At 43.8% G+C, this 24,630-nt stretch carries 23 protein-coding genes; 11 read left to right on the top strand and 12 right to left on the bottom strand.

Annotation, left to right across the window (positions count from 1 at the left end; genetic code table 11):
- Positions 1-88: 88 nt before the first annotated feature.
- The 5 genes from AAGR14_RS20210 (at position 89) to AAGR14_RS20190 (ending at position 3,018) form a co-directional block, all read left to right on the top strand.
- Entirely contained in the window at positions 89-667 is a 579-nt protein-coding gene (locus AAGR14_RS20210) for a LemA family protein (RefSeq protein WP_342646055.1), read from the top strand.
- A gap of 120 nt (positions 668-787) precedes the next feature.
- Positions 788-1,219: a TPM domain-containing protein gene (locus tag AAGR14_RS20205; RefSeq protein ID WP_342646054.1), complete on the top strand. Its 432-nt coding sequence runs from the start codon at positions 788-790 to the stop codon at positions 1,217-1,219.
- A gap of 14 nt (positions 1,220-1,233) precedes the next feature.
- Positions 1,234-2,055: a TPM domain-containing protein gene (locus tag AAGR14_RS20200; protein WP_342646053.1), complete on the top strand. Its 822-nt coding sequence runs from the start codon at positions 1,234-1,236 to the stop codon at positions 2,053-2,055.
- A gap of 11 nt (positions 2,056-2,066) precedes the next feature.
- Positions 2,067-2,477 (top strand): hypothetical protein, encoded by a 411-nt coding sequence (locus tag AAGR14_RS20195; protein WP_342646052.1) that lies wholly within the window; start codon positions 2,067-2,069, stop codon positions 2,475-2,477.
- The gene (locus AAGR14_RS20190) at positions 2,467-3,018 is read left to right on the top strand and encodes an NUDIX hydrolase (RefSeq protein ID WP_342646051.1); all 552 of its coding nucleotides are present in this window, start codon (positions 2,467-2,469) and stop codon (positions 3,016-3,018) included. The genes AAGR14_RS20195 and AAGR14_RS20190 overlap by 11 nt, the downstream gene beginning before the upstream one ends.
- Here AAGR14_RS20190 and AAGR14_RS20185 read toward each other — a convergent pair whose 3' ends face one another.
- A complete protein-coding gene (locus AAGR14_RS20185; RefSeq protein ID WP_342646050.1) occupies positions 3,019-3,645 on the bottom strand; it encodes an HAD family phosphatase in 627 nt (208 codons plus the stop codon).
- A 183-nt stretch (positions 3,646-3,828) separates the two neighbouring features.
- On the opposite strand from AAGR14_RS20185, the gene AAGR14_RS20180 reads away from it, so the two are divergent.
- The 5 genes from AAGR14_RS20180 (at position 3,829) to AAGR14_RS20160 (ending at position 9,736) form a co-directional block, all read left to right on the top strand.
- Complete coding sequence (locus AAGR14_RS20180) at positions 3,829-6,723, top strand: DEAD/DEAH box helicase (RefSeq protein ID WP_342646049.1); 2,895 nt, start codon at positions 3,829-3,831, stop codon at positions 6,721-6,723.
- A 136-nt stretch (positions 6,724-6,859) separates the two neighbouring features.
- A complete protein-coding gene (locus AAGR14_RS20175; protein WP_342646048.1) occupies positions 6,860-7,405 on the top strand; it encodes a hypothetical protein in 546 nt (181 codons plus the stop codon).
- Positions 7,405-8,259, top strand: coding sequence for an ABC transporter ATP-binding protein (locus tag AAGR14_RS20170; RefSeq protein WP_342646047.1), 855 nt, complete (start codon positions 7,405-7,407; stop codon positions 8,257-8,259). Before AAGR14_RS20175 ends, AAGR14_RS20170 begins: the two co-directional genes overlap by 1 nt.
- Entirely contained in the window at positions 8,256-9,086 is an 831-nt protein-coding gene (locus AAGR14_RS20165) for an ABC transporter permease (protein WP_342646046.1), read from the top strand. Before AAGR14_RS20170 ends, AAGR14_RS20165 begins: the two co-directional genes overlap by 4 nt.
- The gene (locus tag AAGR14_RS20160) at positions 9,083-9,736 is read left to right on the top strand and encodes a hypothetical protein (protein ID WP_342646045.1); all 654 of its coding nucleotides are present in this window, start codon (positions 9,083-9,085) and stop codon (positions 9,734-9,736) included. The genes AAGR14_RS20165 and AAGR14_RS20160 overlap by 4 nt, the downstream gene beginning before the upstream one ends.
- A gap of 37 nt (positions 9,737-9,773) precedes the next feature.
- Here AAGR14_RS20160 and AAGR14_RS20155 read toward each other — a convergent pair whose 3' ends face one another.
- The 6 genes from AAGR14_RS20155 to AAGR14_RS20130 form a co-directional block, all read right to left on the bottom strand.
- Positions 9,774-9,995, bottom strand: a complete 222-nt coding sequence (locus tag AAGR14_RS20155; protein ID WP_342646044.1) for a hypothetical protein — start codon at positions 9,993-9,995, stop codon at positions 9,774-9,776.
- 120 nt (positions 9,996-10,115) lie between these two features.
- A complete protein-coding gene (locus AAGR14_RS20150; RefSeq protein WP_342646043.1) occupies positions 10,116-10,985 on the bottom strand; it encodes a formylglycine-generating enzyme family protein in 870 nt (289 codons plus the stop codon).
- Positions 10,986-11,037: 52 nt separating this feature from the next.
- Entirely contained in the window at positions 11,038-12,345 is a 1,308-nt protein-coding gene (locus tag AAGR14_RS20145; protein ID WP_342646042.1) for an amidohydrolase, read from the bottom strand.
- Positions 12,346-12,488: 143 nt separating this feature from the next.
- Positions 12,489-13,061: a peptide deformylase gene (def, locus tag AAGR14_RS20140; protein WP_342646041.1), complete on the bottom strand. Its 573-nt coding sequence runs from the start codon at positions 13,059-13,061 to the stop codon at positions 12,489-12,491.
- 87 nt (positions 13,062-13,148) lie between these two features.
- A complete protein-coding gene (locus AAGR14_RS20135; protein ID WP_342646040.1) occupies positions 13,149-14,477 on the bottom strand; it encodes a serine hydrolase domain-containing protein in 1,329 nt (442 codons plus the stop codon).
- A gap of 83 nt (positions 14,478-14,560) precedes the next feature.
- Entirely contained in the window at positions 14,561-15,790 is a 1,230-nt protein-coding gene (locus AAGR14_RS20130) for a pitrilysin family protein (protein ID WP_342648711.1), read from the bottom strand.
- 145 nt (positions 15,791-15,935) lie between these two features.
- Between AAGR14_RS20130 and hpt the strand changes: the two genes are divergently transcribed.
- Entirely contained in the window at positions 15,936-16,487 is a 552-nt protein-coding gene (gene hpt / locus AAGR14_RS20125; protein ID WP_342646039.1) for a hypoxanthine phosphoribosyltransferase, read from the top strand.
- 33 nt (positions 16,488-16,520) lie between these two features.
- Here the strand turns inward: hpt and AAGR14_RS20120 are convergent, their stop codons facing one another.
- From AAGR14_RS20120 to AAGR14_RS20100, 5 genes are all read right to left on the bottom strand, one after another.
- On the bottom strand, positions 16,521-17,636 hold the full coding sequence (locus AAGR14_RS20120; RefSeq protein WP_342646038.1) for an acyl-CoA dehydrogenase: 1,116 nt from the start codon (positions 17,634-17,636) through the stop codon (positions 16,521-16,523).
- Between the two features lies 1 nt (position 17,637).
- The gene (gene pnuC, locus AAGR14_RS20115) at positions 17,638-18,252 is read right to left on the bottom strand and encodes a nicotinamide riboside transporter PnuC (protein ID WP_342646037.1); all 615 of its coding nucleotides are present in this window, start codon (positions 18,250-18,252) and stop codon (positions 17,638-17,640) included.
- A gap of 112 nt (positions 18,253-18,364) precedes the next feature.
- A complete protein-coding gene (locus AAGR14_RS20110; RefSeq protein WP_342646036.1) occupies positions 18,365-20,866 on the bottom strand; it encodes a TonB-dependent receptor in 2,502 nt (833 codons plus the stop codon).
- Positions 20,867-21,257: 391 nt separating this feature from the next.
- Positions 21,258-22,142 carry an SDR family oxidoreductase gene (locus tag AAGR14_RS20105; protein ID WP_342646035.1) on the bottom strand — a complete coding sequence of 295 codons (885 nt, stop codon included), beginning with the start codon at positions 22,140-22,142 and terminating at the stop codon, positions 21,258-21,260.
- 170 nt (positions 22,143-22,312) lie between these two features.
- Positions 22,313-24,619 (bottom strand): GAF domain-containing protein, encoded by a 2,307-nt coding sequence (locus AAGR14_RS20100; protein ID WP_342646034.1) that lies wholly within the window; start codon positions 24,617-24,619, stop codon positions 22,313-22,315.
- Between the last annotated feature and the right edge of the window lie 11 nt (positions 24,620-24,630).

Below are 24,630 nucleotides of genomic sequence, written 5' to 3'. Positions count from 1 at the left end.
GACATTATAGGTAAAAACTGTAACAACGGTACAGCATTTGTACTCTAAATACCAAAGTTCAACTTTAATCTAAAAACGAAGACAAAACATGAAAAAATTATTTTCCGCAATCCTGTTCGTTATGGTAGCCATGTCATTCAGTTCATGTGGTTATAATAGTATTGTGCAATTAGACGAAGATACCAAGGCCAAGTGGGGAACGGTACAAAGCCAGTACCAGCGCCGGGCCGACTTAATACCCAATCTGGTAGCTACAGTGAAGGGGGTTGCCAATTTTGAAAAAAGCACACTAGTTGAAGTAACCGAGGCCCGTGCCAAAGCTACCTCTATACAGGTTGACCCTAATAAACTGACTCCGGAAAATGTGCAGCAGTTTCAACAGGCACAAGGCCAGCTAAGCACTGCATTAGGCCGTTTACTGGTGGCCTCAGAAGCTTACCCTACCCTACGTGCTAATGACAACTTTACTGCATTGCAAGGTCAGTTAGAAGGTACTGAAAACCGCATCAGCGTTGCCCGTATGGATTTTAACAATTCTGTGCAAGCTTACAACAGCAAGATCCGTACATTCCCCAATAACCTGACTTCGAAAATGTTTGGCTTTTCTCCTAAAGGCTATTTTGAAGCTGATGCGGCCGCCAAAAACGCTCCTAAAGTAGAGTTTTAAGCCAATGACTGAATGTGTGAATTAGTGATTGAGTAAGTATTCGCATTTATTAAATAGTATATTTATTCAATAATATTATTCACTCATTCACCAAATCACTCATTCACTAATTGTATAAACATGGCTTTTAACGAGGACGAACAGCAACGTATACGGCAGGCTATTGAGCGGGCAGAAAAAAGCACATCGGGCGAAATTCGGATTTGTATTGAAAATACATGCGCTGAAGAACCGCTTACAAGGGCTGCCGGCTATTTTAATAAGCTTGAAATGGATAAAACCAAACATCGTAATGGTGTTTTAATTTATCTGGCTACTAAGGATCGTAAGTTTGCCATTATTGGTGATTCGGGCATTAACCAGGTAGTGCCTGCTGATTTTTGGGATTCGACCAAAGAAGCGATGCTCGATTGCTTTAAAAAAGGAGATGTTATTCAAGGCATTGTTACCGGTATTGATCGTGCCGGCCGACAGCTTAAACAATACTTTCCGCACCAGGCTGGTGATACTAATGAATTACCCGACGATATTGCCTTTATGGACGGTGAATAACTGACAAATTTATCATGCTGAAAAAGATACTGTTTTTGCTTACCGTCGTATTAACGACACTCACAAGTTTCGGGCAGCAATTTCCGCCGCGTTCCAACACGCTGGTTACTGATTATACCAACACGCTTTCGGCTGATGACAAGCAAAAGCTGGAAAATAAACTGGTGGCGTTTAATGATTCTACCTCTACGCAGGTAGCGGTTGTGCTCATTAAATCAGTTGGTGATTACGATATTAGCGAGTATGGCGCATTGCTTATTCGTAACTGGGGGATTGGCCAAAAAGGTAAAAACAATGGAGTACTGGTGTTGGCAGCCATCAACGATCGTAAAGTAACCATACAAACCGGGTATGGGGTTGAGGGGAGTTTAACCGATGCGGCTACACAGCAAATCATTCAGCAGGATATTAAGCCCAATTTTAAAGCAGGTGATTATTACAAGGGTCTCGATCTGGCTACTGATGATATTATCAAATACACCAAAGGTGAATTTAAGGCCGACCCGCAAGATAATAACAACCAGCGCACCAGGCGTAAAAGCGATGGTGGCGGAGCTGGTTCGGGTTTAATTATTGCCATCATTGTTATCGTTATTATCATCATTATTAAAAACAGGGGTGGCGGTGGTGGCGGCCAGATTATTGGTGGCCGTGGTGGCGCCAGCCCTTTCTGGTGGTTTTTAGCAGGTAATATGTTAGGCGGCGGAAGTAGCAGAGGCAGTGGCTGGGGTGGATCTTCTGGTGGCAGCGATTGGGGCGGCGGCGGTGGAGGCGGTGGCTTCGGCGGTTTCGGTGGCGGTAGTTCGGGCGGTGGCGGCAGCTCAGGCAGCTGGTAAATTATTGATTGATGTATCGTAGAGATTATTTTTTGAACGAAACGCAGCGCCTTGCGCAAGCTATTGCTAAAATGCTGGGTCTTAAAGCCGCTGGTGATAAACCTGACGAAGTGCGCCAGGTGTACAATGAGGTGCTTAATGATGAGTACGAAGTAAAGGAAGCTGACTTACTGGCTTTTAGTAACGATGAATTTGTGCGATGGCTGCATCAAAAGCGGTTTAGTGAAGCTAAAATAAACACGCTTGCTCAGTTGCTTTACTACAGTGCCGAGCCTTTCGGTAATGATGATTTAACCCTTAACAAACTTCAAAAAACAATAACTTTGCTCGACCTGCTCGAGCAAGAACATCATATGCAGTTGTTCGAAAACATTAGCAAAAGGCAGTTGATACAGCAATACCTTAAACAACATGGCGCGTGATTTAAAGTGGCAAGTACTATCCTCCGAATATATTCACAAAGGCCCCTGGGCTACCTTGCGTACCGATAAATGCCAGATGCCCGACGGGCGCATTGTACCGGCCTATTATGTGTTGGAGTACCCGGATTGGGCTAACGCGGTAGCACTTACCACCGATAATAAAATTATCATGGTAAGGCAGTACCGCCATGCCGCAGGTGTAGTATCTCTCGAAATACCCGGCGGAGTAATTGAGGCCGGCGAAGAACCCATAGTGGGCATGAAACGCGAATTGTTGGAGGAGACCGGCTATGAATTTAACGACCTTGAATTATTGTGCAAGCTGCACGCTAACCCGTCAACCGCAAACAATGTAACGCATTGCTATCTGGCTACCGGCGGTAAAAAAGTACAGGGCCAGCATCTGGACGAGCAGGAAGACATTGTGGTAGAAGAATACACCATAGACGAAGTGAAGCAATTGCTTGCCGAAAATAAAATTACCCAAGCCCTGCATTGCTCAACATTGTTTTATGCCCTGCAAAAGCTGGGTGCATTGTAATTAACCCACCTGCAGTTTATCAATACGTATCCAGCGCATGCCTGCAGCTACAGCGGCTTGTACGCCAGCGTTGCCGTCCTCAAAAACCAAACATTCTTCGGGTGCTACGCCCAACAGTTCGGCTGCTTTTAAAAACGGGTCGGGGTGGGGTTTGCCCTGCGGTGTTTCTCCTGCACATACCATTACCTCTACCAAATGGTCTATGCCCAAAATTTGCAGTGTTTTTTCAACGGCAATACGGCTGCTGCCCGATACTACTGCTATTTTAACCAATTCAGCGTGGTTTTTTAAGTGGTTTACTACGTAATCAATAGGTTGGGTGTGCTCAATATATTGCTCTAAAAACAGCTTATATTTTTGTGCCTTAAACTCTTCGGGGTCAAACCTGCTTTGGTAACGCTCGTTAATTTTTTCTACCACGTTTACAATGGGCAAGCCCGCAAACTCATCAATAATGGCACCATCAATTACTACACCTTTTTCGGCAGCTACTTTAATGTAAGTTTCGGTATGGGCAGGCATATTGTCGGCCAGGGTACCATCGCAGTCGTACAGAAAAGCTTTAAAATCGCCCATGCTTAGTTTGACCAAGGCGTCATATTTATCCGGAGAAGTACTATTGTTCATATTAAAAAGCGGTATTTAAATTTTTGATGCTAAAACTAAGTAAACGACGGTGATGCATTGCCTGTAAAAATTAACATTCTGTTAATTTTTAACATTTTGGGCTTTCGGCTTTTAATTGCTGCAAATTCTGCTTACGTTTGAAATTTTTGTTAATGTAGCTTTCCTAAATTTTTGACCGGATTTATGCTACGTGTTGACAGCACCAAACCTTGCCAGCTTATTTATGCCCTTGCCCGCCACGAGTATTTATCGTGGCTAATTGAGCCGCATATAGTTCAGCTTAACCCCAACGGCGAGTTTTCGCTTACACACCAGCGCCTGTTTACCAACACTGCCCAAGAGTTTAGCTCGTGCATAAGCGATGCTGATTTAAAGCTGATTAAGCTGTTGGAAGAGATAGAGCAAGGTCAAATCATCAAAAAAAATCACAAGAAGCCGGTACGGCCTTACGAGTTTTTTAGTAAGGTTTTTAACGAGCAACTGTTTGATGTTATCAGGCCGAAGATTGAAAAGAAAATGGCCGAGGCCTTAAGCCTGATGCATGACAAAAAACTTTTTTTGATGAGTAAAGAGGGCTACCCGGCCGAAAAGCAACTGCATATTGCTACCGAACCGGCCACTGTGCTATTCCATTTTAAACGCGACGATAACGAAATACGGTATTATCCTACGATCAAGTACCAAGGGATGAAAATCGAGTTTATGTTTAAAGGAGCCGAAGTTATATGCAATCATCCGGGGTGGATGATGCTTGACGAAACCTTGTATTATTTTGATAAAGATGTAGAGGGTAAAAAGCTGCTTCCTTTTTTAAATAAGCGTTATATAGCTATTCCGCGCAGTGCGGAGCAATCGTATTTTGAACGCTTTGTGGCGCCGCTGATTGAAAAACATCATGTACATGCCGAGGGCTTTACTATCAACACCGAAAAGTATGATGCCAGGCCCGTTGTTAAACCTATTTATGTGGCCGGCGGGACATCGCAAATACAGTTATTTTTTAAATATGCAGGTTACACGTTTCCATATGGTGATGGCCGGCAAATATCGGTTAAGATAGACCGCAATGGCGACAGTTATATTTTTCACCGCATCAGGCGCTCGGTAACCTGGGAGAAAAACAAGCTGCAGCAGCTGGAAAATATGGGGTTAACTACCTCATCCTCCCTTTTCCAAAATCTGGAAGTAAAACAGGAGAATGATGAGGCCGACCAGTCCTTTTCGGTTTTTGAGTGGCTTAACCAGCACCATGAGCAACTAGTTGCCGCCGGTTTTGATATTGAGCAGCCCGAAGGGCAAAAGCGTTACCTGTTTGGCAGCAGTAAAATAGATTTACAGGTAAAAGAAAATAACGACTGGTTTGATATTCATGCCATTGTGCATTTTGGCCCATATCAAATTCCGTTTTTAGACTTGCGTAATCACATTCTCAATCACAAAAAAGAGTTTGTGTTACCATCGGGCGAAATTGCGGTGATACCGCAGGAGTGGTTTGCTCAATACGGTAACCTGCTGAGCTTTGCCGAGGGCAATAAAGATTTAAAACTGCGCAAGCACCACATTGGCCTCATTAATGATTTAGCTGAAGGCGAACTGGCCAGTATTACCATGAACCGTAAGCTACAGAAGCTGAACGATTTTGAACAATTGGAAGACGTGGCGCCGCCGGTTAATTTTGCAGGTAGTTTAAGGCCTTACCAACAGGCCGGTTATAATTGGTTCCAGTTTTTAAAGGAGTACCATTTTGGCGGATGCCTGGCTGACGATATGGGTTTGGGCAAAACCATACAAACCCTTGCCCTGCTGCAAAAGAATAAAGAAGACGCCCAGGCTATTGGCGCAACCAGTACTTCGTTACTGATTATGCCTACCTCGCTTATTTACAACTGGATGAATGAGGCTGCTAAGTTTACACCCACGCTAAGGCTGATGGTGCATACGGGCGCTTTCAGGTATAAATCGCCGGATGTTTTTGGTAATTATGATGTAGTGGTTACTACGTATGGCATCAGCCGTATTGATGTAGATTTATTTAAGGCATTCTTTTTTGATTATGTTATTTTAGATGAGAGCCAAAATATCAAAAACCCGTCGTCTAAATCGTACCAGGCGGTAAAGCAGCTTAAATCCCGCCATAAACTGATATTGAGCGGTACCCCGGTCGAAAATACGGTGAACGATTTATGGACACAGATGTCGTTCATAAATCCAGGTCTACTGGGTAACCAGCAGTTTTTTTTAAATGAGTTTGTAACGCCTATCGAAAAAAAGAAGGATGAAGACAAAGCGCACCGATTACAAGCACTGATAAAGCCCTTTGTACTACGCCGTACCAAAGAACAGGTGGCTACCGAGTTGCCGCCCAAAACCGAGCAGTTGTTTTACTGCAAAATGAGCGATGAGCAAAGCGCTGTTTACGAAAAGGTAAAATCGGAGTATCGCAACGAGCTGTTGCAAAGCTTGGAAGACGGTACTTTTGCCCAAAGCCAGATCCAGGTATTACAAGGCCTGATTAAACTGCGCCAGATTGCCAACCACCCGTCAATGATTGACGAAAGCTACGAAGGCGATTCGGGTAAATTTGAAGATGTGGTGCATACGCTGGCCAACGTGCTCGATGGCAATCATAAAGTGCTCATCTTTTCGCAATTTGTAAAGCAGCTTAATATTTACCGGCAGTATTTCGACAAGCAAAATATAAAGTACACTTACCTGGATGGCAGCACGCAAAATAGGGGAGAAGTAGTTAAACGTTTTCAGCAGGATGTTAAAACGCAGGTGTTTTTAATTTCGATTAAAGCAGGAGGCGTGGGGCTAAATTTAACCGAGGCTGATTATGTATTTATCCTTGACCCGTGGTGGAACCCGGCGGTTGAGCAGCAGGCTATAGACCGTACCCATCGCATTGGGCAAACTAAAAATGTGTTTATCTATAAATTTATTACCAAAGATACGGTAGAAGAAAAAATACTGGCCCTGCAGCAACGTAAGCTGGGCGTAGCCCGGTCGCTCATCACTACCGAAGAAAGTTTTATTAAGTCGCTGTCTGCTGATGACATTAAGGAAATCTTGGGATAGAATCACTGGTTATAAGTAGGTTATGATTGCTTCATAACTTAGTGGTATTCCTGTTAGGAGATTTTTTTAAAACTGATTATATTGCATAAAGTGTAATAAGCGTTAATTGCTTAACATATAGCCGTTATTTATAAAAATGATTAAAACACGTACGCTGCCTAAACAACCTTTATACGCTGTATCTTTTTGGAATGTAGGCTGCCTGCTGTATTACTCATCACTGCTGTTTGTTTTTGAGTCGCTGTTTTATTACCACAAATTCAGGCAAAATTATGAGGAAGAGGCATTGCTCTTTAGCTTGTTTTGGTTTGGTAGTATGCTTTTCGCTTTCAGCCATATCTTTTTGGTTATTATGGATGCCTGGTCGCGTTTTCAGAACTACAAGCGTATAAAGGATTACCTCTTTGTGCATGGTTTTACTCCTAAAATTGCGCGTTTATACCAAGGATCGAAATGCCAGCGCATTGCTTTTTTGGTAGCCGCGCGCGAGTTGGGTATGGAAGAAGAGGTGCAGCTATATTACCGCCGTTTAGGAATTAAGTGGTATCACTTTGTTCCGCATTTTATGGTAAAGGATCCTTTATTCTTGTTCCGCAAATATTTTTGGTCGCGTACATTTATGGAAAAATACTACGAGCCCAAGTTTAATTATCGCGAGCTTAATCTTCAAAACTTTATATAATGCTTACCGGAAACAACCTGAGTAAATCTTACACATCAGGCAAAGCATTAGATAATGTATCTATCCGGATGCAACCCGGCCAAATAAGTGGTTTGCTGGGGCATAACGGCGCCGGTAAAACTACCCTATTCCGGATTTTGTGCGGATTGGTGAAGCCTGATACCGGTACGGTTGACGTAAGTTCGACACGGAGCAAACCAATCGGCGGTATTATAGAGCGCCCCGGTTTATATCCGTACTTGAGTGCCCACGATAACCTGAAAATATTTGCCGGAATACAGGGCGCTCCTGCTGATACGACTTCGCTCAATCAATACCTCACCAAAGTCGGATTGCCGCTCAACCGTAAAGACCCGGTACGCAATTTTTCGATGGGGATGAAGCAACGCTTGGGCATAGCCATTGCCTTGCTAAATGAGCCCGAATACCTGGTGCTTGATGAACCCTTTTCGGGTCTCGACCCTACGGGCGTGGCCTCTTTGATTAGTTTGATTACCGATTTGGCGGAGAAAGATAATATCGCCATCCTGCTGTCATCACACTTAATGGGCGAACTGAGCAAATGCTGCCATTACTTATATGTGATGGACGGCGGTAAAATTGTGAATGCTGGTACTACAGGGCAACTAATCAATAACCATATCCATAACTTTAGTATAACAGCGCAAAACCTTGCATCATCTGTCGTACTTCAAAAGTACCAAGCTAAAATGGGTATTAACGATGCTAAGGTAACCTGCAATGCCAGTGAAATACCAGGTTTATTAAATGAATTGCTGGCCGAAGGTATACAGGTTACATCCTGTACACCCGAGCTTTCGTTAGAAGAGCTGGTTAAAACTCCTATTTCATGAGGCGATTACTACAAGCCGAGCTGTTAAAAATACTTAAGCAAAGCAAAACCTATTATGCTTTAGGCGCCATATTGCTAATTGAGCTATTAATTTTTATTACAGCCTACTATCAAGGCAGCGCCATACTCGATTTATTGCTCAACAACCTGCGGCAGTCATTCTATTTTGAGGGTACCTTGCTTAACGGTAACCTGATTATGTACATTGTGTTAAACTCGCTGTGGTTTAATGTGCCGCTCATCCTCATGATTATTACTTCGGGATTAATGACGGATGAGTATAAAGATGGCACCGTGCAGGCCGTGATGCTGCAGGCCGTAAAAAAGTGGCAGTTTATAGGAGCAAAATACATTACCGCTATTGTATTTACGGTATTTGTAATTGCCTTTATGATGCTGAGCACCTTTGCCCTTGCCTATGCCGTTTTTGGTACCGGCGATTTGGTGGTATACATTGGTACGCTTAACTTTTTTGAGGCTAAAGAAGCGTTTAGGCGCATTTGCTGGGCGTTTGCCTCTGGTGCTATAGCCATGGTGTTTTATAGCGTAGTAAGCATCACGCTTGCTGTATTTATCAAGGAAGCCGCCAAAACCTGGATTGCAGCTGCCCTGTTTTTGATAGTGACCAACTTGCTGTTAAAGGCCGAGCTTGGGTTGGCGGGCTTAAATAATGTGTTTTTCCCTAAGCTGATTGATACCTGGCAGCAGCTTTTTTATTACGAAACCGACTGGTTAAAAATTGGTGTAAACAACGCCCTTTTGATATTATACATTGCGGCATTTGCTGCGATAGGAATTTTTACTTTTCAAAAAAAGGATATTGGATGATGAGGTTGGCTTTGCTGTTGTTTTTATTAAGTACCCAATGGGTGCAGGCACAAAAAGTGGATGCCGATTTAATGCACATTAAACAGCGGATGGATTCGGTAAAGCAATTTTCGGCAGCGGTAACGCTTAACCTGGATGTGCCCTTTATCAAGATGCCGACCAAAAGGGCACAGATTAAATACGTAAAAGGGAAAAAGATGGCTTTTTCTTCGGATGATTTTGTGCTGCTGCCTAAGCGCGGGCTGGACTTTTCGCTGAATGAGATATTTAAGCATCCTTTCATTACTGTTGACCGCGGGACAGAAAAGCGTGACGGCCGGAACCTTAAGGTAATTAATGTGATCCCGACGGATGGTAAATCAGACTTGGTACTGGTTACCTTATACATGGATACCAAAGCCGTGCGCATTGTGCAATCGGAAGTAAATACCCGTAAAGACGGCTCTTACACTTTGCTGATGCAGTACGCCAAAAATGCTGACATTTTGCCTGATTACATGGAGGCCGGTTTTGCTATCGAACGGTTGAAAATCCCGCTTAATTTTATGGGTAGGGATACCAAGATTGACCGTAAAAAAATGCGCAGCATGGATACCAAAACCGGAAAAATTAAAATGCAGCTCAGCGATTATCACATCGCTATGATCTGACAATTGTAAGGTAATTTAATATAAAATGTTAACCTTTTTATTGTAGGTCGTCGTCAGGCAGGTGGTCATCGTCTCCAGGAGCTATCAGGTTATCATCATTGCGGGCTTCGTACAGGTCATCTTCATCCTGCATCATATCATCAAAGCTTTCGTCATCATCGTCGGCTAAGTTTTCTTCTGACGGAGAGTGTGGCGTGGCCTGGGCATTCATCAATAAAATATCCTGCCATTCGGCGGCTTGTTGGGTGGTCAGTAACATAGCGTGATTTTTATATATCAACAGCATGTTTTAAAAAATTGTTTACTGATGATTTTATGATGCTGAAAAAAGCGGGATAAAAACCAGGTTGAAGTTTTATTTAATTCATCAATCCATGATTTACCGTCGGTATAATTTGTTGACAGACTTTGCACATCTAAAACCAATTAGCCCGCTGCATTCGGTCCGGTTATGTTTATGACGGTAGGTCGTGCGTAACTCAGCGGGCGGACTGTTATAATTTCCGCCTTTGACAACAATACTATTAGGTTCGCTATTGAATAGATATTTCTTTCCTGTAATATCGTTGAGTTCGGCATATTTGTCTTGCCGCCATTGGTCTGTCACAAATTCCGAAACATTATCTGCTAAATGATAAATTCCGTAATCGTTGCTTTTATATTGAGTTACCTGGACAGGATGCCCGATATTTGAATTGATGAAATTTTGCTTCTTAGGGTTAGGAAACTGATTGCCCCACGGAAAGAGCGGCGCGGGTGAGTTATTGTTTGCTGCATACTCCCATTCTGCTTCAGTTGGTAAGCGTTTGCCCTGCCAAATGGCATATGCTAACGCAGCATGCCAGCTCACATATACTACCGGATAGTTTGCTTGCCCTTTCGGATACTCGTTGCCTGTCCACTCTTTCAAATAATTACCGTCGTGTAAACTATCCGGGATGTTTTGCTTTGACCATTGAGGGTTGGTTTCGATAAACACTTTATATTGAGCATTGGAAACTTCGTATTTGTCCAGATAATAAGATGCTATTACACCTCTAACAGCGGGATATTCCTGCTTAATAATTTCCTTCGGTATGTTAAATATCATGGTGTAGCTTTTAAGACGATTGCTATCTATACCCATAATAAAAATTCCACCTTTTATTAACTCCATGCCTTTTATTTCATCATATTGAGTGGTATTGTGCTGCTCTTTAAAAGAAACACACATTACTATTAAAGCTATAAGGAAGGTATATTTATACATGATACTCACGTGGTTTTAACCTAAGTAAATCAAGATTATTCGTAAGTGAAGGTCATTTACCCTTACCAGCCATATAATCTAAAGTAAGATTACACAAGGCTTTAACGCCTAAGCTGAAGCCGCTTTCGTCAATAAAAAAATCGGGCGTGTGGTGGGCTGCGGTTTTAAGCGGGTCCTGGCCTTTGGGCATGCCTCCCAAAAAAATGAATAGTCCCGGAACTTTTTCCTGAAAAAAGCTAAAATCTTCGGCACCCGTAACGGCGGGGCGCAGTAACACATTTGCGGTGCCGGCTGTCGCTTGCAGCGTAGGTAACATCTTTTCGGTAAGTTTTGGGTCGTTGTAGGTAACCGGGTAGCGTACACTAAACGGAATTTTAACTTCGGCAGTGGCGCCGGCTGCTTCTGCGGTTTTGGTGGCAATAGTTTTGACGCGGTCAATCAGCATTTTTTCGTCCTCAGCGCTCAAGGCCCTTAAAGTGCCCATCATGGTTACCTGCTCGGGGATGATATTAGACCGGTTACCACCGTTGATAGCACCTATGGTAACTACGGCTGCATTTTCGGTAACGTTTAAATTGCGGCTCACAATGGTTTGTAAACTATTAATAATTTGGGCCGATACCACGATGGGGTCTATACTGCTCCATGGGTAAGCGCCGTGTGCCTGACGACCTTTTACCACAATCTGCATATCATTTACGGCCGCCATGGTACCTCCGGGGCGGTAGGTAATTTTACCAACCTCAGTTTGGGCGTTGATGTGCAAGCCGAAAATAGCATCCACTTTAGGGTTTTGCAGTACGCCTTCTTTAATCATCAGTTCGGCACCACCTTCCTCACCAAACGGGGGGCCTTCTTCAGAAGGCTGAAAAATAAACTTAACGGTACCATGCAAATCATTTTTCATGGAGGCCAGCACTTCGGCTACGCCCATCAGGATTGATACATGCGTATCATGCCCGCAAGCATGCATTACGCCAACTTCAGTGTTGTTAAAAGTGGTTTTAACCTTAGAGGCAAAGGGCACTGCGGTACGTTCGGTAACAGGCAAGCCATCCATGTCCGCCCTTAAAGCTACTACCGGCCCGGGCTTGCCGCCTTTAAGCAAACCGACTACGCCGGTTTTAGCTACGCCGGTTTTAACCTCAATACCTAAGCTTTTTAAGTGGCTGGCAATAATACCGGCGGTTCGGGTTTCGTGGTTGCCCAGCTCCGGGTGTTCATGAAAATCGCGCCGCCAGGTTACCAGTTTAGCCTGCATGGCATCGGCCTTTTTAGCAATATTGGCTTTAACAGCATCCGTTTGCGCCATGGAAACGGTTGTATACAGCGATAATGCGAAAATGTAGAGTTTTTTCATATAAACAATCAAGGCCTTTAAGATAATAAATTTACATTATCCTAAAGGCCTTAACCAATTATAGAAAGCTCAATTAAATGAGCTGGCCTTGTGTTTGTAAATACCTAATAACGAACTGACAACGGCTATCGAACCACCGAAGATTAACGGCCTTTTTTAGCGGCAGGGAACTTCATCTTGTATTCTACTTTAACTACACCTTTCGAAATATCATTCAGGCGTTTTTCGAGCAGGCGCTTACGTAACGGGCTTAGCTTATCGGTAAATAGTTTGCCTTCAATATGGTCATATTCGTGCTGTATAACGCGGGCAGCTAAACCTTTGTAGGTTTCTTCGTGCGGCTGCATGTGCTCATCTAAATAAGCAATACGAACTATCGGCTGGCGGTATACATCCTCGCGGATGTCCGGAATGCTCAGGCAGCCCTCGTTAAATGGCCATTCTTCGCCAGTTTCTTCCAGAATTTGCGGATTTACAAATGCCTTTTTAAAATCCTTCAGTTCGGGCTCATCATCATCAAAAGGTGATGCATCTACCACAAACAAACGTTTGGAAATACCTACCTGAGGCGCTGCCAAACCTACACCGTGAGCGGCATACATGGTTTCGTACATGTCTGCAATCAGTTGTTTAAGGTCGGCTGTTTCCTCGGTTTCAAAGTCAATGGCTTTTTTTCTTAACACCGGATCGCCATAGGCTACAATGGGCAGTTTCATGCTGCAAAATTACGTATTTCTGTAAAGGATATAAAATGCAGTGGCAGCTTAGTTATAAATGCCATGTCATATTGCAAAAGCATGTAGTTACTTTGCTTTGGTTAACAAGTAAGTGCGGCCACCTTGTTTAAGTGTCATTTGCCCGTTAGCCGGATCAAAAATTAGCGTAATGCCTGCCGCATCAAATTTAAACGTACGGTTACCGGCAGCATCCAAACTAAATGCCGATTGCCCGGTAGCCTGTGCTGTTAGTGTTGTTTCGTTTTTACCAATTGTAATTTTAATGGGTATTTGAGTGCTGCTGTAAATGCCTATGTATTGATCCAATTCCTGAGCGGATGATGCAACAGGCTTAAAATTGGGAATGGTATACGCTTTATTGAATGCAATACTTAATACACCAATCATCATGTTATTTAAATTCATGTTAACTCCGTTTGCTGTATAGGCTACCGCAATGTCATCAGCCGGAAAGTAAGCGGCCTGCGAGTGGAAACCATCAATATCGCCGCCGTGGCCGTAGGCCGTGTGCCCATCAAACGGGTAAGCAAATAAATTCATGCCGTAACCATCGTTAATGGTGCGCATTTGCGTAAGGCTTGCGGTGCTTACCAGTTTGCTGTTAAATAGGGCATTCATGAATTTTACCAGATCCGTTGGGTTGGATACCAGTGCACCGGCACCGCCGGGTATACTCATATCAGTTTCAGTGTCAGGCAGCCATTTGTCTTTCCAGTAATAAGAGTAAGCTTCGTTATTGGCTGCCGTTATTTTACCGCCGTAATAGGTATTGCTTAATCCAGTTTTACTGGTAATCCGGTTTTTTAAAGCAAGGGCATAAGGCTTTTTGTCCAGCTTTTCGATGATGTAACCTAACAATATAAAGTTGCTGTTGCTGTATTGGTGCTTGCTGCCGGGCTCAAAATCTGGTTTTACGTTAATCTTTGCAATCATTTCGGCAGGTATCATCTTTTTGTTTAACCACGTTAGGTAAGAGCTGTCGCTGGTAAAGCTATGCAAACCGCTGCTGTGGCTAAGCAACTGGGCAATAGTTATTTTAGAAGCATTAGGTAGGGAGGGGTAAAATTCTGACAGCGGCGTAGTGAGTTGCAATTTGCCTTCTTCAACCAACTGAAAAATCATGACTGCTGTAAAAACTTTAGAGATTGAACCTATGCGGTACTTAGTTTGGATGGTAGCCGGTATATTTTTTTCGCCTAACCAGCTGTTGCCGATGGCCCGGCTATACACCAGCTGGCCTTTTTGAGTAAGCGCTACACTAAGCATAGCCCGGTTGTTGGCTGCTACGGCATCAAACAGGCTATCCATTTTGGCCTTGTTAAAAGTTTGTGCCAAGCTGGTTTGTGCTAAAGCAACAAACGCAATTAATAAGATGTGGAAAGGTTTTACGGTCATAACAATGTTTAAGTGAACGTTAGACTACCCATGGCAGCTTAATGTTACAACCCAAACATTGTTTATAAGGTATTAATTGCTGTTTACTCTTTTGGCTCAAACAGCAGCGTAATCAGCTTTTGCTGATCAAATACCTCGTTACTGATTTCGAGGACCTGTTCGGCGGTTACCATACTTATTTTATCAAAGACCTGCTGCAGTGTATCAATGCAATTAAAATCAATTAAGCTTTTGGCCATCGAAATAATCAGGCTCAGGCGGTTTTCTTCGGCCAGGGCAATCTGACCAATAAACTTTTGCTTGACTTGCTGTAATTGCAGGGTGCCCAGTTTGTTGTCGCGCAGCTTTTGCAGTTCTTTATGAATCAGCTTAATGGCTTTGGCCGATTTTTCTTCGTCGGTACCAAAATAGATAGAAAAGATACCCGTGTCGGTAAACGGGATATAATTAGACTCAATGGTGTAAGCAATGCCATGCTTTTCGCGGATTTCGAGGTTTAGCCGGCTGCTCATACCCATGCCGCCCAAAATATTGTTTACCAGCAGTAAGCCGCTTTTATGAGCATGCGATGAATGGTACGCCATGCCTCCAATTACCCCATGTGTTTGTGATATCGGCTTTTCGATAGCTAACCATTCGGTTTTAGCCTGTGCCGGCTTTTGCCTGTTTTTAGTTGAACGGTTTTCGGGTACGGGGCCTAAATATTTATCTGCCAGTTTTACCAGTTTTGCAAAGTCGTAATCGCCAATAACGGCAAACACCATTTCGTGGGTGTTGTAATTGGCCGCCATAAAATCACTTATATCGGCTTTGCCCAGTTGGTTCACCGATTGCTCAGTACCTAAAATATTATTGCCTAGTGTATGCCCCTTAAATAATAAGCCCTCAAAATCGTCTTGTATGGCTTCTTCTGGCTGGTCCTGGTAAGAAGCAATTTCGTCCAGTATTACACCGCGTTCTTTGGTCAGTTCTTCTTCCGGAAAGGTAGAGTGGAAGATAATATCCTCAAACAAATCAAGGGCACGTTCCAGGTGCTGTTTAAGCAGTGAGGCATGTATGCAAGTATACTCTTTAGTAGTGTAAGCGTTTAAATCGGCACCTACCAATTCCAGCCGGTTTAAAATCTGGTTGGTATTGCGGCGCTCCGTTTGCTTAAATAAGAGGTGCTCAATAAAATGTGCCAATCCATCTTTTTGCGGAGCTTCATCGCGGGCACCGGCATTAATCAGGAAGCAAGTATGGGTAATATTAGTGGCGGCATGTTTGTAAAGTAAACGTATGCCATTGGGTAGCGTATGTACCTGGTAATCTATCATGCGAAGTACAAATATACAGTAAATTATATCGATTGGCGTGGTGCGTTTACGTCAGTATTATGTATAATTGTATATAGAAGCATAGTAACAAAAACTTAATTGCTGCCGGGTTATATTAGCTCGAAAACTCAAATAAACTACCATGAAAATTGATGATTTAACATTTGAGCCATTAATTGAAGCAGAAACCATCGCAAAGCGTATTAACCTGCTAAGCAAACAACTAAATGCAGATTATGAGGGTAAAACCCCCATTTTTATTGGCGTGCTGAATGGGAGTTTTTTGTTCGTAGCCGACTTAATTAAGCAAATTACTATTCCGTGCGAAATTACGTTTACCAAGCTGGCTTCATACTACGGTGGAACGTCCACCACCCGCCGTATACGCGAAGATATTGAGCTGACGGTTGACATCAGCGGCAGGCACATTGTAATTATTGAAGATATTGTAGATACCGGTAATACGCTGAGTTACCTGATCGAGAAACTAAAATTACAATCACCTGCCTCAATACGGGTGTGCTCGCTGCTGCTTAAGCCCGGCAAGCTCGAAACGTCTATTGAAGAGCTACGCTATGTAGGCTTTGAGATTGATAACGAATTTGTGGTAGGCTATGGTCTGGATTATAAAGAGCTTGGCCGTAACCTGCACGACATCTACCGGCTCATCAGCGAAACCTCGCTCGATTTTTAAATTACTTCAAATTTCAGTTGGCTATTTTACCTGTTACGATGCCTCAAAAGTAAGCAGTGCATGCTGGCTGGCCGTGTGTAAATCGCGCCATACCTGGTTAATTTCGGTATCGGGCGCGGCAGCCCGCAGGCCGCAATAGGGGTAAAGCTTATCTACACTCTCGCGGGCAACACGTGCCAACTGACGGCTGGTTGTGCTTACGGGGTATAGCAAAGTTGCAGCAGTTTTTTCATCTTCAATTTCGGCCGTCCAGGAGGCATCTACTGCCTGGTAAAAAGCATCACGGGCTGTTTGTAATTGTGCCGCAATTGATGCATAGGTTTCCATCAGTACTGTTCGGTCTTTTTCGGTTAACCTTTCCGACTCTTTCAATTTTTGCTCAAATACTGGTCCGCATAAATCTATAAAATGTTGCGACATACCCGATAGGTTAGCTGCTAAAGTAGCCTCGGCCAGTTGTAGAAACGGGTAGCGGTACAACAACGTATCAATTACCGCTGAAGATGCATCAATGGTAAACGACCGGTTGGCCGGTACGCTGGCATCGGTAATTGTAAAGGCATGGCTACCAGTACCCATCATACCTATGTATTTCCAGGCCGGTACCTGCGCGGCCTGGTGGTGGTCAATTACAAAGGAGGATATCACCGGACTGCCGTCATCACCTAATACATCGGCCTGATTTTGCTGAATAATACAATTAGCCGTGAAATGCGTAGCATGGCGTACGCCGCTGGCATAGCGCCAGTGCCCGTTTATGTTATAGCCGTTGGCCAGTTGCTGCGCAGTACCGGTAGATGCGCCGCTGCCCGCCAGGCAAACTTTAGGGTCGGCAAATATCTGCCGGGCAGCTTCGGGGTTAATAAATCCCCCAAACCAGCCTGCACCGGCGCAAAGCGTAATTACCCAACCCAAACTGCCATCGGCCCAACTCAAAGCTTCTTCCAGCCTGATGAGTTCGGGTAGCGGCATTTCCAATCCACCATATATTTTAGGCACTAACAGTTTAAACCATTGCTCCTCGTAAACGAGCTCTAACTGTTGAGGCTGTAGCATCCCGGCTTGTTCGGCAGCAAAAGCATCCTGCCGAATGGTTTTTACCCATTCGGGTTGCAGAAAGCTGGATGGGTGAGGAACAGTGTTAATCATATTAATAAGCTGGTGATTGCTTTTGCCGCAGGTATAAGCGGCGCCAATCGAAATAACCAAAAAAGGCTACAATAAATAAAAATATAGTAAGCGCAGCAAACAGCGCTAAGTTTTTATGAAACAGTAATGGGATAGCAAATAGGTTACTTACATTAAGTACCAGCCAGTTTTCGATACGGCGGCGGGCCAGTAACCAGGTACCTGCCCATGCGGTTGACGATACCCAAGAATCCCAAACTGGTACGGTTGAGCTGGTAAAGTGATGTAGGATAAGGTAGATAACGCCCCAGCCGATTAAGCTGATAAGCAGGGTAATAACCCACTCGTGGCGGGTAGCGTATGCAATTTTAACCGGCGGTTCGCCGGCCCGACGCGACCATACATACCAGCCATAAATACTCATTACCACATAGTAAGCGCTCAAAGCCGATTCGGCAAACAATCCTACTTTTAACAGCAGGAAAATAGTGATGGCCGAACTACCAATACCTGCCGGGTAAAGCCATACGTTGTTGTTACGCGCCAGCAATACCTCAGCAACACCCAGCAAAACGGCAACCCACTCTAAAAAAGTAGTTTGCCGTATTTGTTCGTTTAAAAGTTCTATAAAATGCATAACCTCGACCTCTCCCAAACCCTCTCCAAAGGAGAGGGCTTTTTAATATTCATCATCCCCGGCAATCCTGTAAATCCAAAGAACCCTCCCCTTCGGAGAGGGCAGGGTGGGGTTAAAAACTTAGATTAAGCGCTGCCAAAAAGTTAATCGGCGCCTGCGGGAAAATGTAGTTATAGTTATTTACATAGCCACCGCTGATGCCTGCATAAGTAGCACCGTTAGATTCGTATTTGGCGCTGAATATATTGTTAACCAATAAACTTACGCCTACGTTTTTAACGCCTTTAACCTTAAAGTTATAATTCAGGCGTATATCGTTCACAAAATAACCATCCAAGTAGCGGTGATAAGCATACTTGTTGTTGGCCACTGCCGGGTTAACGGTTAAACTGCCGGTGTTGGTGTTTGATGTATTATCCAGGTATTGGCGGCTTACATATTTACTTAGTAACGCAATGCTTCCGTTTTTAATTGGCGAAAAGCTAAGCTCGCTGCCGCCTATAAAAGATGGTGAAAACGCAAGATTGGTTTTACTGTACTGTTGCTGCACGTAAGTATCATTGTCTTCGTTATACAAAAACTGCTGGTAATTTTTAACCTTGTTAGTACTTAAGGTGGCATTGGCGGCCCACGTTAATTTAGAAAATATATTTACCCGGCCATCAACCTCAATGCCCGCACGGTAGCTGTCTTTTACGTTGCTGCGGATGGCTGCACCTACATCATTTAAAGCACCGGTTAGCACCAATTGGTTTTTGTAAAGCATATAAAAGCCGTTGATGCCTGCACTGTAGTTTTTACCTGCCGTACGGTAACCCGCCTCAAAATCTTTCAGATTTTCTGGCTTGGGTCGGCTTTGCGGTGTAGAGTTGGTAAAATCGTCGCGGTTAGGTTCGTGGTTACCTACCGAAAAAGAGGCGTACACATTGTTCCTGTTATCAATGTTGTAAGTAATACCGGCCTTAGGGTTATAAAAATTTAGTTTGGCATCTTGCTGAATGTTGTTCAGGTTACGGTCAAAGCCTAAAAAGGAGTAATCAATATGACGGTATTGCATGTCAGCATATAATAATACCTGACCTAACGTCCATTCGCCGCGGGCAAAAATGTTGAAGTCTTTTTTGTTAGCATTGTCGCGGTAGTATTCATAATTCGGCGGGATGCCTGCACTTTGCGCCGTGTAAACAATGTTGCCAAAATGAGCACCTTTATACTCATTGTAAGCACCACCCAAAATTAAGTTAAGGGTTTTTTGCGGATGATATTTTAAGGAGTAGGTTACGCCATAAAAGTCGTTATCCAGCCATAAGCGGCGGACCAGGTCGGTATTATTGATGGCGGTACCGTTTAGCATTACCGGGGTTAAGCCATATTTAGTTACTGGTTGGTCAATCTTATACTCTTCGTAATAACCGCTGCCTTTGGTATAATGTAAAGCACCGCTAAATGATAGCTTGTCACTTAACTGCCTGTCGTATAGTAGCTGGTAGTGGTTTTGCTGATAGTTGTCCGTTTGGTTATCATAAAAGTTAGAACGCTGGTAAGATGGCGTCAGGTTTTTACCTAAAAAGCCCAGTTCATTATAACGGCGGTTATCGGGTATCCCGTTGGCAGCGGCATAGCTGTCGTCGCCAATAACATAATCGGGTATACCATTCCATGCTTGGTAGGTGCGTTCGCGACCGGCAAAAACATTAGCACGCAGGGTGCTGTTTTTAGTATAATAAGCGCCGCTTAAATAATAAGAAAGCAGGTTAGAGGTAGCCCTGTCAATATAGCCGTTAGATGCAATGCGCGATAAGCGGCCATCCAAACTAAAATGCCCGTTAAGCAGGCCTGATCCTAACTGCACGGTGTTTTTAACCGTTCCGTACGAGCCGGCAGAGGTGTTGATGTTGGCGTAGGCTGTATCTTGTCGGGTGGTGGTTTGAATATTTAAGCTGGCACCAAAGGCACTCGCACCATTGGTTGATGTACCTACCCCTCGTTGTATCTGAATATTATTTACTGAGGAGGCAAAATCTGGCAGGTTAATAAAAAAGCTGCCCTGGCTCTCGGCGTCGTTAAGCGGAATGCCGTTTACGGTTACGTTAATACGGGTACCGTCCGATCCGCGGATGCGTATACCTGTATAACCTACGCCAGCCCCGGCATCAGATGTAGTAACTACCGATGGCGTTTGGTTAAGCAAATAAGGTAAATCCTGCCCAAGATTATTTTTTTCTAGGTCCTGTTTGCGCAGGTTGGTAAAGGCCGTCGGCGATTTAGCCGAAGCACGGGTAGCACTTACGGTTACCTCTTCGGCTGTAAAATTATTAGTGTTGAGGCTAACGTTGATGACATGGTTGCCGTTTACGTTTAAATTTTGATTAAATAACTGGTAACCTACGTAGCTTACCTTGAGGGTGTAATTTCCGGCTTTTACGTTGTTAAATTCGTAGCTGCCGTTGGTGCTGCTGTTGGTAGTTAATGATGATGCGTTTTGCAGCGTAACGGTTGCCCCGGCTAAAGGCTCACCGTTGGTTTGATCGGTAATTTTACCGGATACAGAAAATTGGGCGGCTGCCAGCATAGGTAGTAGCAGGGCCACAAGTGCTAAGTAAAAATTTTTCAATTGTTAATAAAAATTGCGTTAAACCATCTGCCCGCTAAGGGTGTAAATTGCGTGCAGTACACTTAACTTTATTACCTCTCCCTACGCCGGCATTACCCGGATCAGGTGCATGTTGAAGTTTACTGTTGGAAGCTTTAGCATTGTTAACCGTAATAAACACGGCTGCTAAAAGCTTAACTGGATAACTTCAACAATGGGTATGATCTCAGCCTGTCTTTGTGTTTTGATTGCTCAAAGCAAGGCACCCCTTAAGAATTTATGAAGCAAAGATAGCCTTTGATTTTAAAAATCGAATTATTTATTGCGATTTGCTATGTATAAGGCAAGAAAAACCCCAATAGCCAACGTGTTACTGGCTATTGGGGCATAATATTCGGTGTAACTAAATGTGTTAAATGGTTGGAGAGCCGCCGGTTACCTGTATGGTAGAACCGGTCATATAACTTGAATCTTCTGACGCCAGTAATACATAAGCAGCGGCCAGTTCGGCGGGCTGACCGGCACGTTTAAGCGGTACATCCTGCCCAAATGATTTTACCTCATCAGGCGTCATGGTAGATGGGATGAGTGGTGTCCAGATGGGGCCTGGTGCTACGCAATTAACCCTTATACCTTTTTCGGCCCACAGTTGCGCCATGCTCGAGGTAAAGTTTTGGATAGCGCTTTTTGTAGCTGCATAGGCTACTAAAGTTGGCCGGGGTTTATAAGCATTTACCGAGGTGGTGTTAATGATGGTAGCACCTGGCTTTAAGTGTTGCTCGGCCGCTTTGCACAAATAAAACATCGGGTAAATGTTGGTTTTAAAAGTGCGGTCCCATTCCTCAGTACTCACTTCCTGCAACGACTGGCGCGACATCTGGAAAGCAGCATTGTTTACCAGGATATCAATCTGACCAAACTCGGCCACAGCGGTATCAATAATTTTCTGGCAATGTGCTTCATCGCGGATATCGCCGCTTACCAATACTGCCTTTCGGCCAGCTTCTTCAATAAATTTGGCAGTTTGTCGGGCATCTTCGTCTTCATTAAAATACGAAATTAAAACGTCGGCGCCCTCGCGTGCGTAAGCAATAGCTACAGCACGGCCAATGCCCGAGTCGCCGCCGGTGATAATAGCTTTGCGGCCTGTCAATTTGCCCGATCCTTTGTAGGAGTTTTCGCCATGATCGGCTTTAGGCTGCAATTCGGTTTCGGTTCCCGGAGCGTCCTGCTGCTGTTCCGAAAACGGTTCGCTTACATACTTTTCTGTAGGGTCTTGGTTGGTTGTGTTTTCCATAAGTTTTATGCTTTAATTTAAGTATTGCATAACTCACTGCGGCTGTTTGCCAACGCACAGTAGCCTTAATAGTAACACGGGGGAAATAAATGGTTTTCTTAAAAAGAAAATAAAGGTTTTGGTAGTTAACAAACAGCAGTCTCAAGCTATAAGTAGCTCGCTCTGTGGGTTTATTCGTGTAATATATTTATCCGGAGTGCTTTTAATCCCGAAACACTTTGCAAATCTTCTACCTCCAGCACCTCAATCTTGTTGCCCAATAACCGGCGGTCCTGCATGGTTTTAATGTATCCGCGATATTCGGTTTCTTCGTTAGGGCTGGCGTATACAATAGTTATTTTACCGGGTTCGCAAATGCGCTCGCTGGTGTCTTTAATGTAGGCTTTATCTATCCGTTTCTTTACTATTTCAAAGCGGGCGTTGTAAGTGCCATCTACATCAAAACGTTTTTCATCCATCCGGAACCTGATCGACAATGATGAGCTGAAGGCCAGGATTAGCGTAGTTACCTCGAGCAGGTAAGGTAAGGTAGATTTAAGCTGGTGATGTGCTTGCTCCATCTCGCAAAGTGTTTGCAGCTGCCATAAACGCAGATTATGCAAATGCCGTTTGGCAAATGCATACTTAGGCGAAATAGCCGAGCCGATATATAAATTATGTTCAACGCCGTCGGTTTTAAAGCGCTCGTAATAGTGCGGAAACATCTGCTGGGCTTCGGTTTGGCGCGCATCTAACAGCGATGCCAGTTTTTGATTAGTGATTGAAACCGTAGTGTGGTATTTGCGGCGGTAAGTATAAAAAGAGCCGTTGGTTTTATCTAACTGCTTAAAATAATTGGCAATAGCCTTACTGTATATGGGCGACGATTGTAGCGAGTAAAGCAGCGGATGAATTTTACTTTCGATAAAATATTGGATGTACTGCTCGGTATCTGTGCGTACCAGCGTTAAAAAATTATGTGTAAGCGTTTCAAATTCCTGCAGTTTTTCCATGTAGGCCGCCTGTTCCGGCATTTCATCCATCATTTCAACTATCAGCATCAGTGCAGCCAACTGGTTATGCAGATCTTTCTGAATGCTGAGGTTACGGGTGTTGGATGAGCCCTTGATATCAATTTGACCGTAAAGCGGATACACCTCATCAAAAACTACTTCTCGCAAGTTATATTCGAGGTGATGCTCCTGGCGCTCAATATATTTTTGCGCCTCTTTCCTGAATTTCCACTGTACGCTTGGGTGAAGGGTAGTATACTCGTTTTGTATAACTGCTTGAATGCGGTTTTGCATAAAGGAAATTTGCCGGTCAATAGTGTTTACTAAAAACGGCATTACCGTATCGAGTTTATGTGCATTAACACTGTTGAGCTCATGGGGCCGGGGCGAAGTTAGTTCCAAAATACCCAGTGTTACCCCATCTTTAACTACCGGGGCCAATATAAAGCTATGAATGTTTTGTTTTAAAAACTGGTGTGCCAGTTCGCTTTCCGGGTGTTCTAAAAAAAACTGCTTTGTGTCCGAAACGGCAAAGAAATCACTTTTACCCATAATGGCAGCAAAAGATTTTGGCCCTAAAATGTCGGTGCAAACAGCCTCCATACTATCATTAAGTATGTAGCTCTTTATTTTGCGAATGTTGGTAATGCTACTAAATTTATTCTCGTCGGCATCAAAGGCGGTAAAGCCTACGTGCAGATCCGGAATCCGGTAAATAGAACGAAATATCGATTCAAAATCCTGTTCCACATCTACCTCACTAAGGTTGGTGAGCAGCGTACCCTTTAAAACTGATACGGCGTTTTCTACCGTAACATCAAACAGCGTTATAAGCGCGAAGCCTTTGAGAATGTAGCTGCCTGGCGGAAACATCTCCATCCATAAAGCTAAATCATCGTAACTGTTAACTAACCGGGTTATATCTTCCGGCGTTAGCTTTCGGGCCTTATTGGTAGGTATAATGTCTAAAAAATCTGCATTATATATAATGCGGTAATGTTTAATCACCCCTTCGGCCGTAGGGATATCATAAAACATGGGTTTGCCAAAATCGAGCTGCGTTTGATAGAACTCATTGAGGATAAGGCAACAACTCATTACGTAAAATTGATGATCATCAAAATTGCGGATGGTCATGTCAAAGCTGTTGCCGGCAGCATGCAATATTTTTTTTAACCGCTCGGTACGGTTAAACAGAATATTTTGAAAGGGGATAGTTACCGCCTTTATTTCATTTTGCGTTAATGCGGCAGGAAATAAGTCGGCTACGAGGTGTTTAATGACAGGCATATGCTCATCAATTTCCCACCCCTCGCTCATCCCGTCGCGCAGTTTAGGATAAGCTACAGCTTCATTGAGCAGAGCTTGGGCACGTTCGGCAGCATACCCTGTTTCTTCGCGCGCTATTTTTTCCAGGTGGTCTAAAAGTACATGAAAGGAAATGCATTGCTGAAACGGATTTTGCTCAAACTGCCGGATACCCATATTAATATATG

It is taken from the genome of Mucilaginibacter sp. CSA2-8R, from assembly GCF_038806765.1.
Classification (GTDB): Bacteria; Bacteroidota; Bacteroidia; order Sphingobacteriales; family Sphingobacteriaceae; genus Mucilaginibacter.
This window is presented reverse-complemented; position numbering and strand designations above follow the sequence as displayed.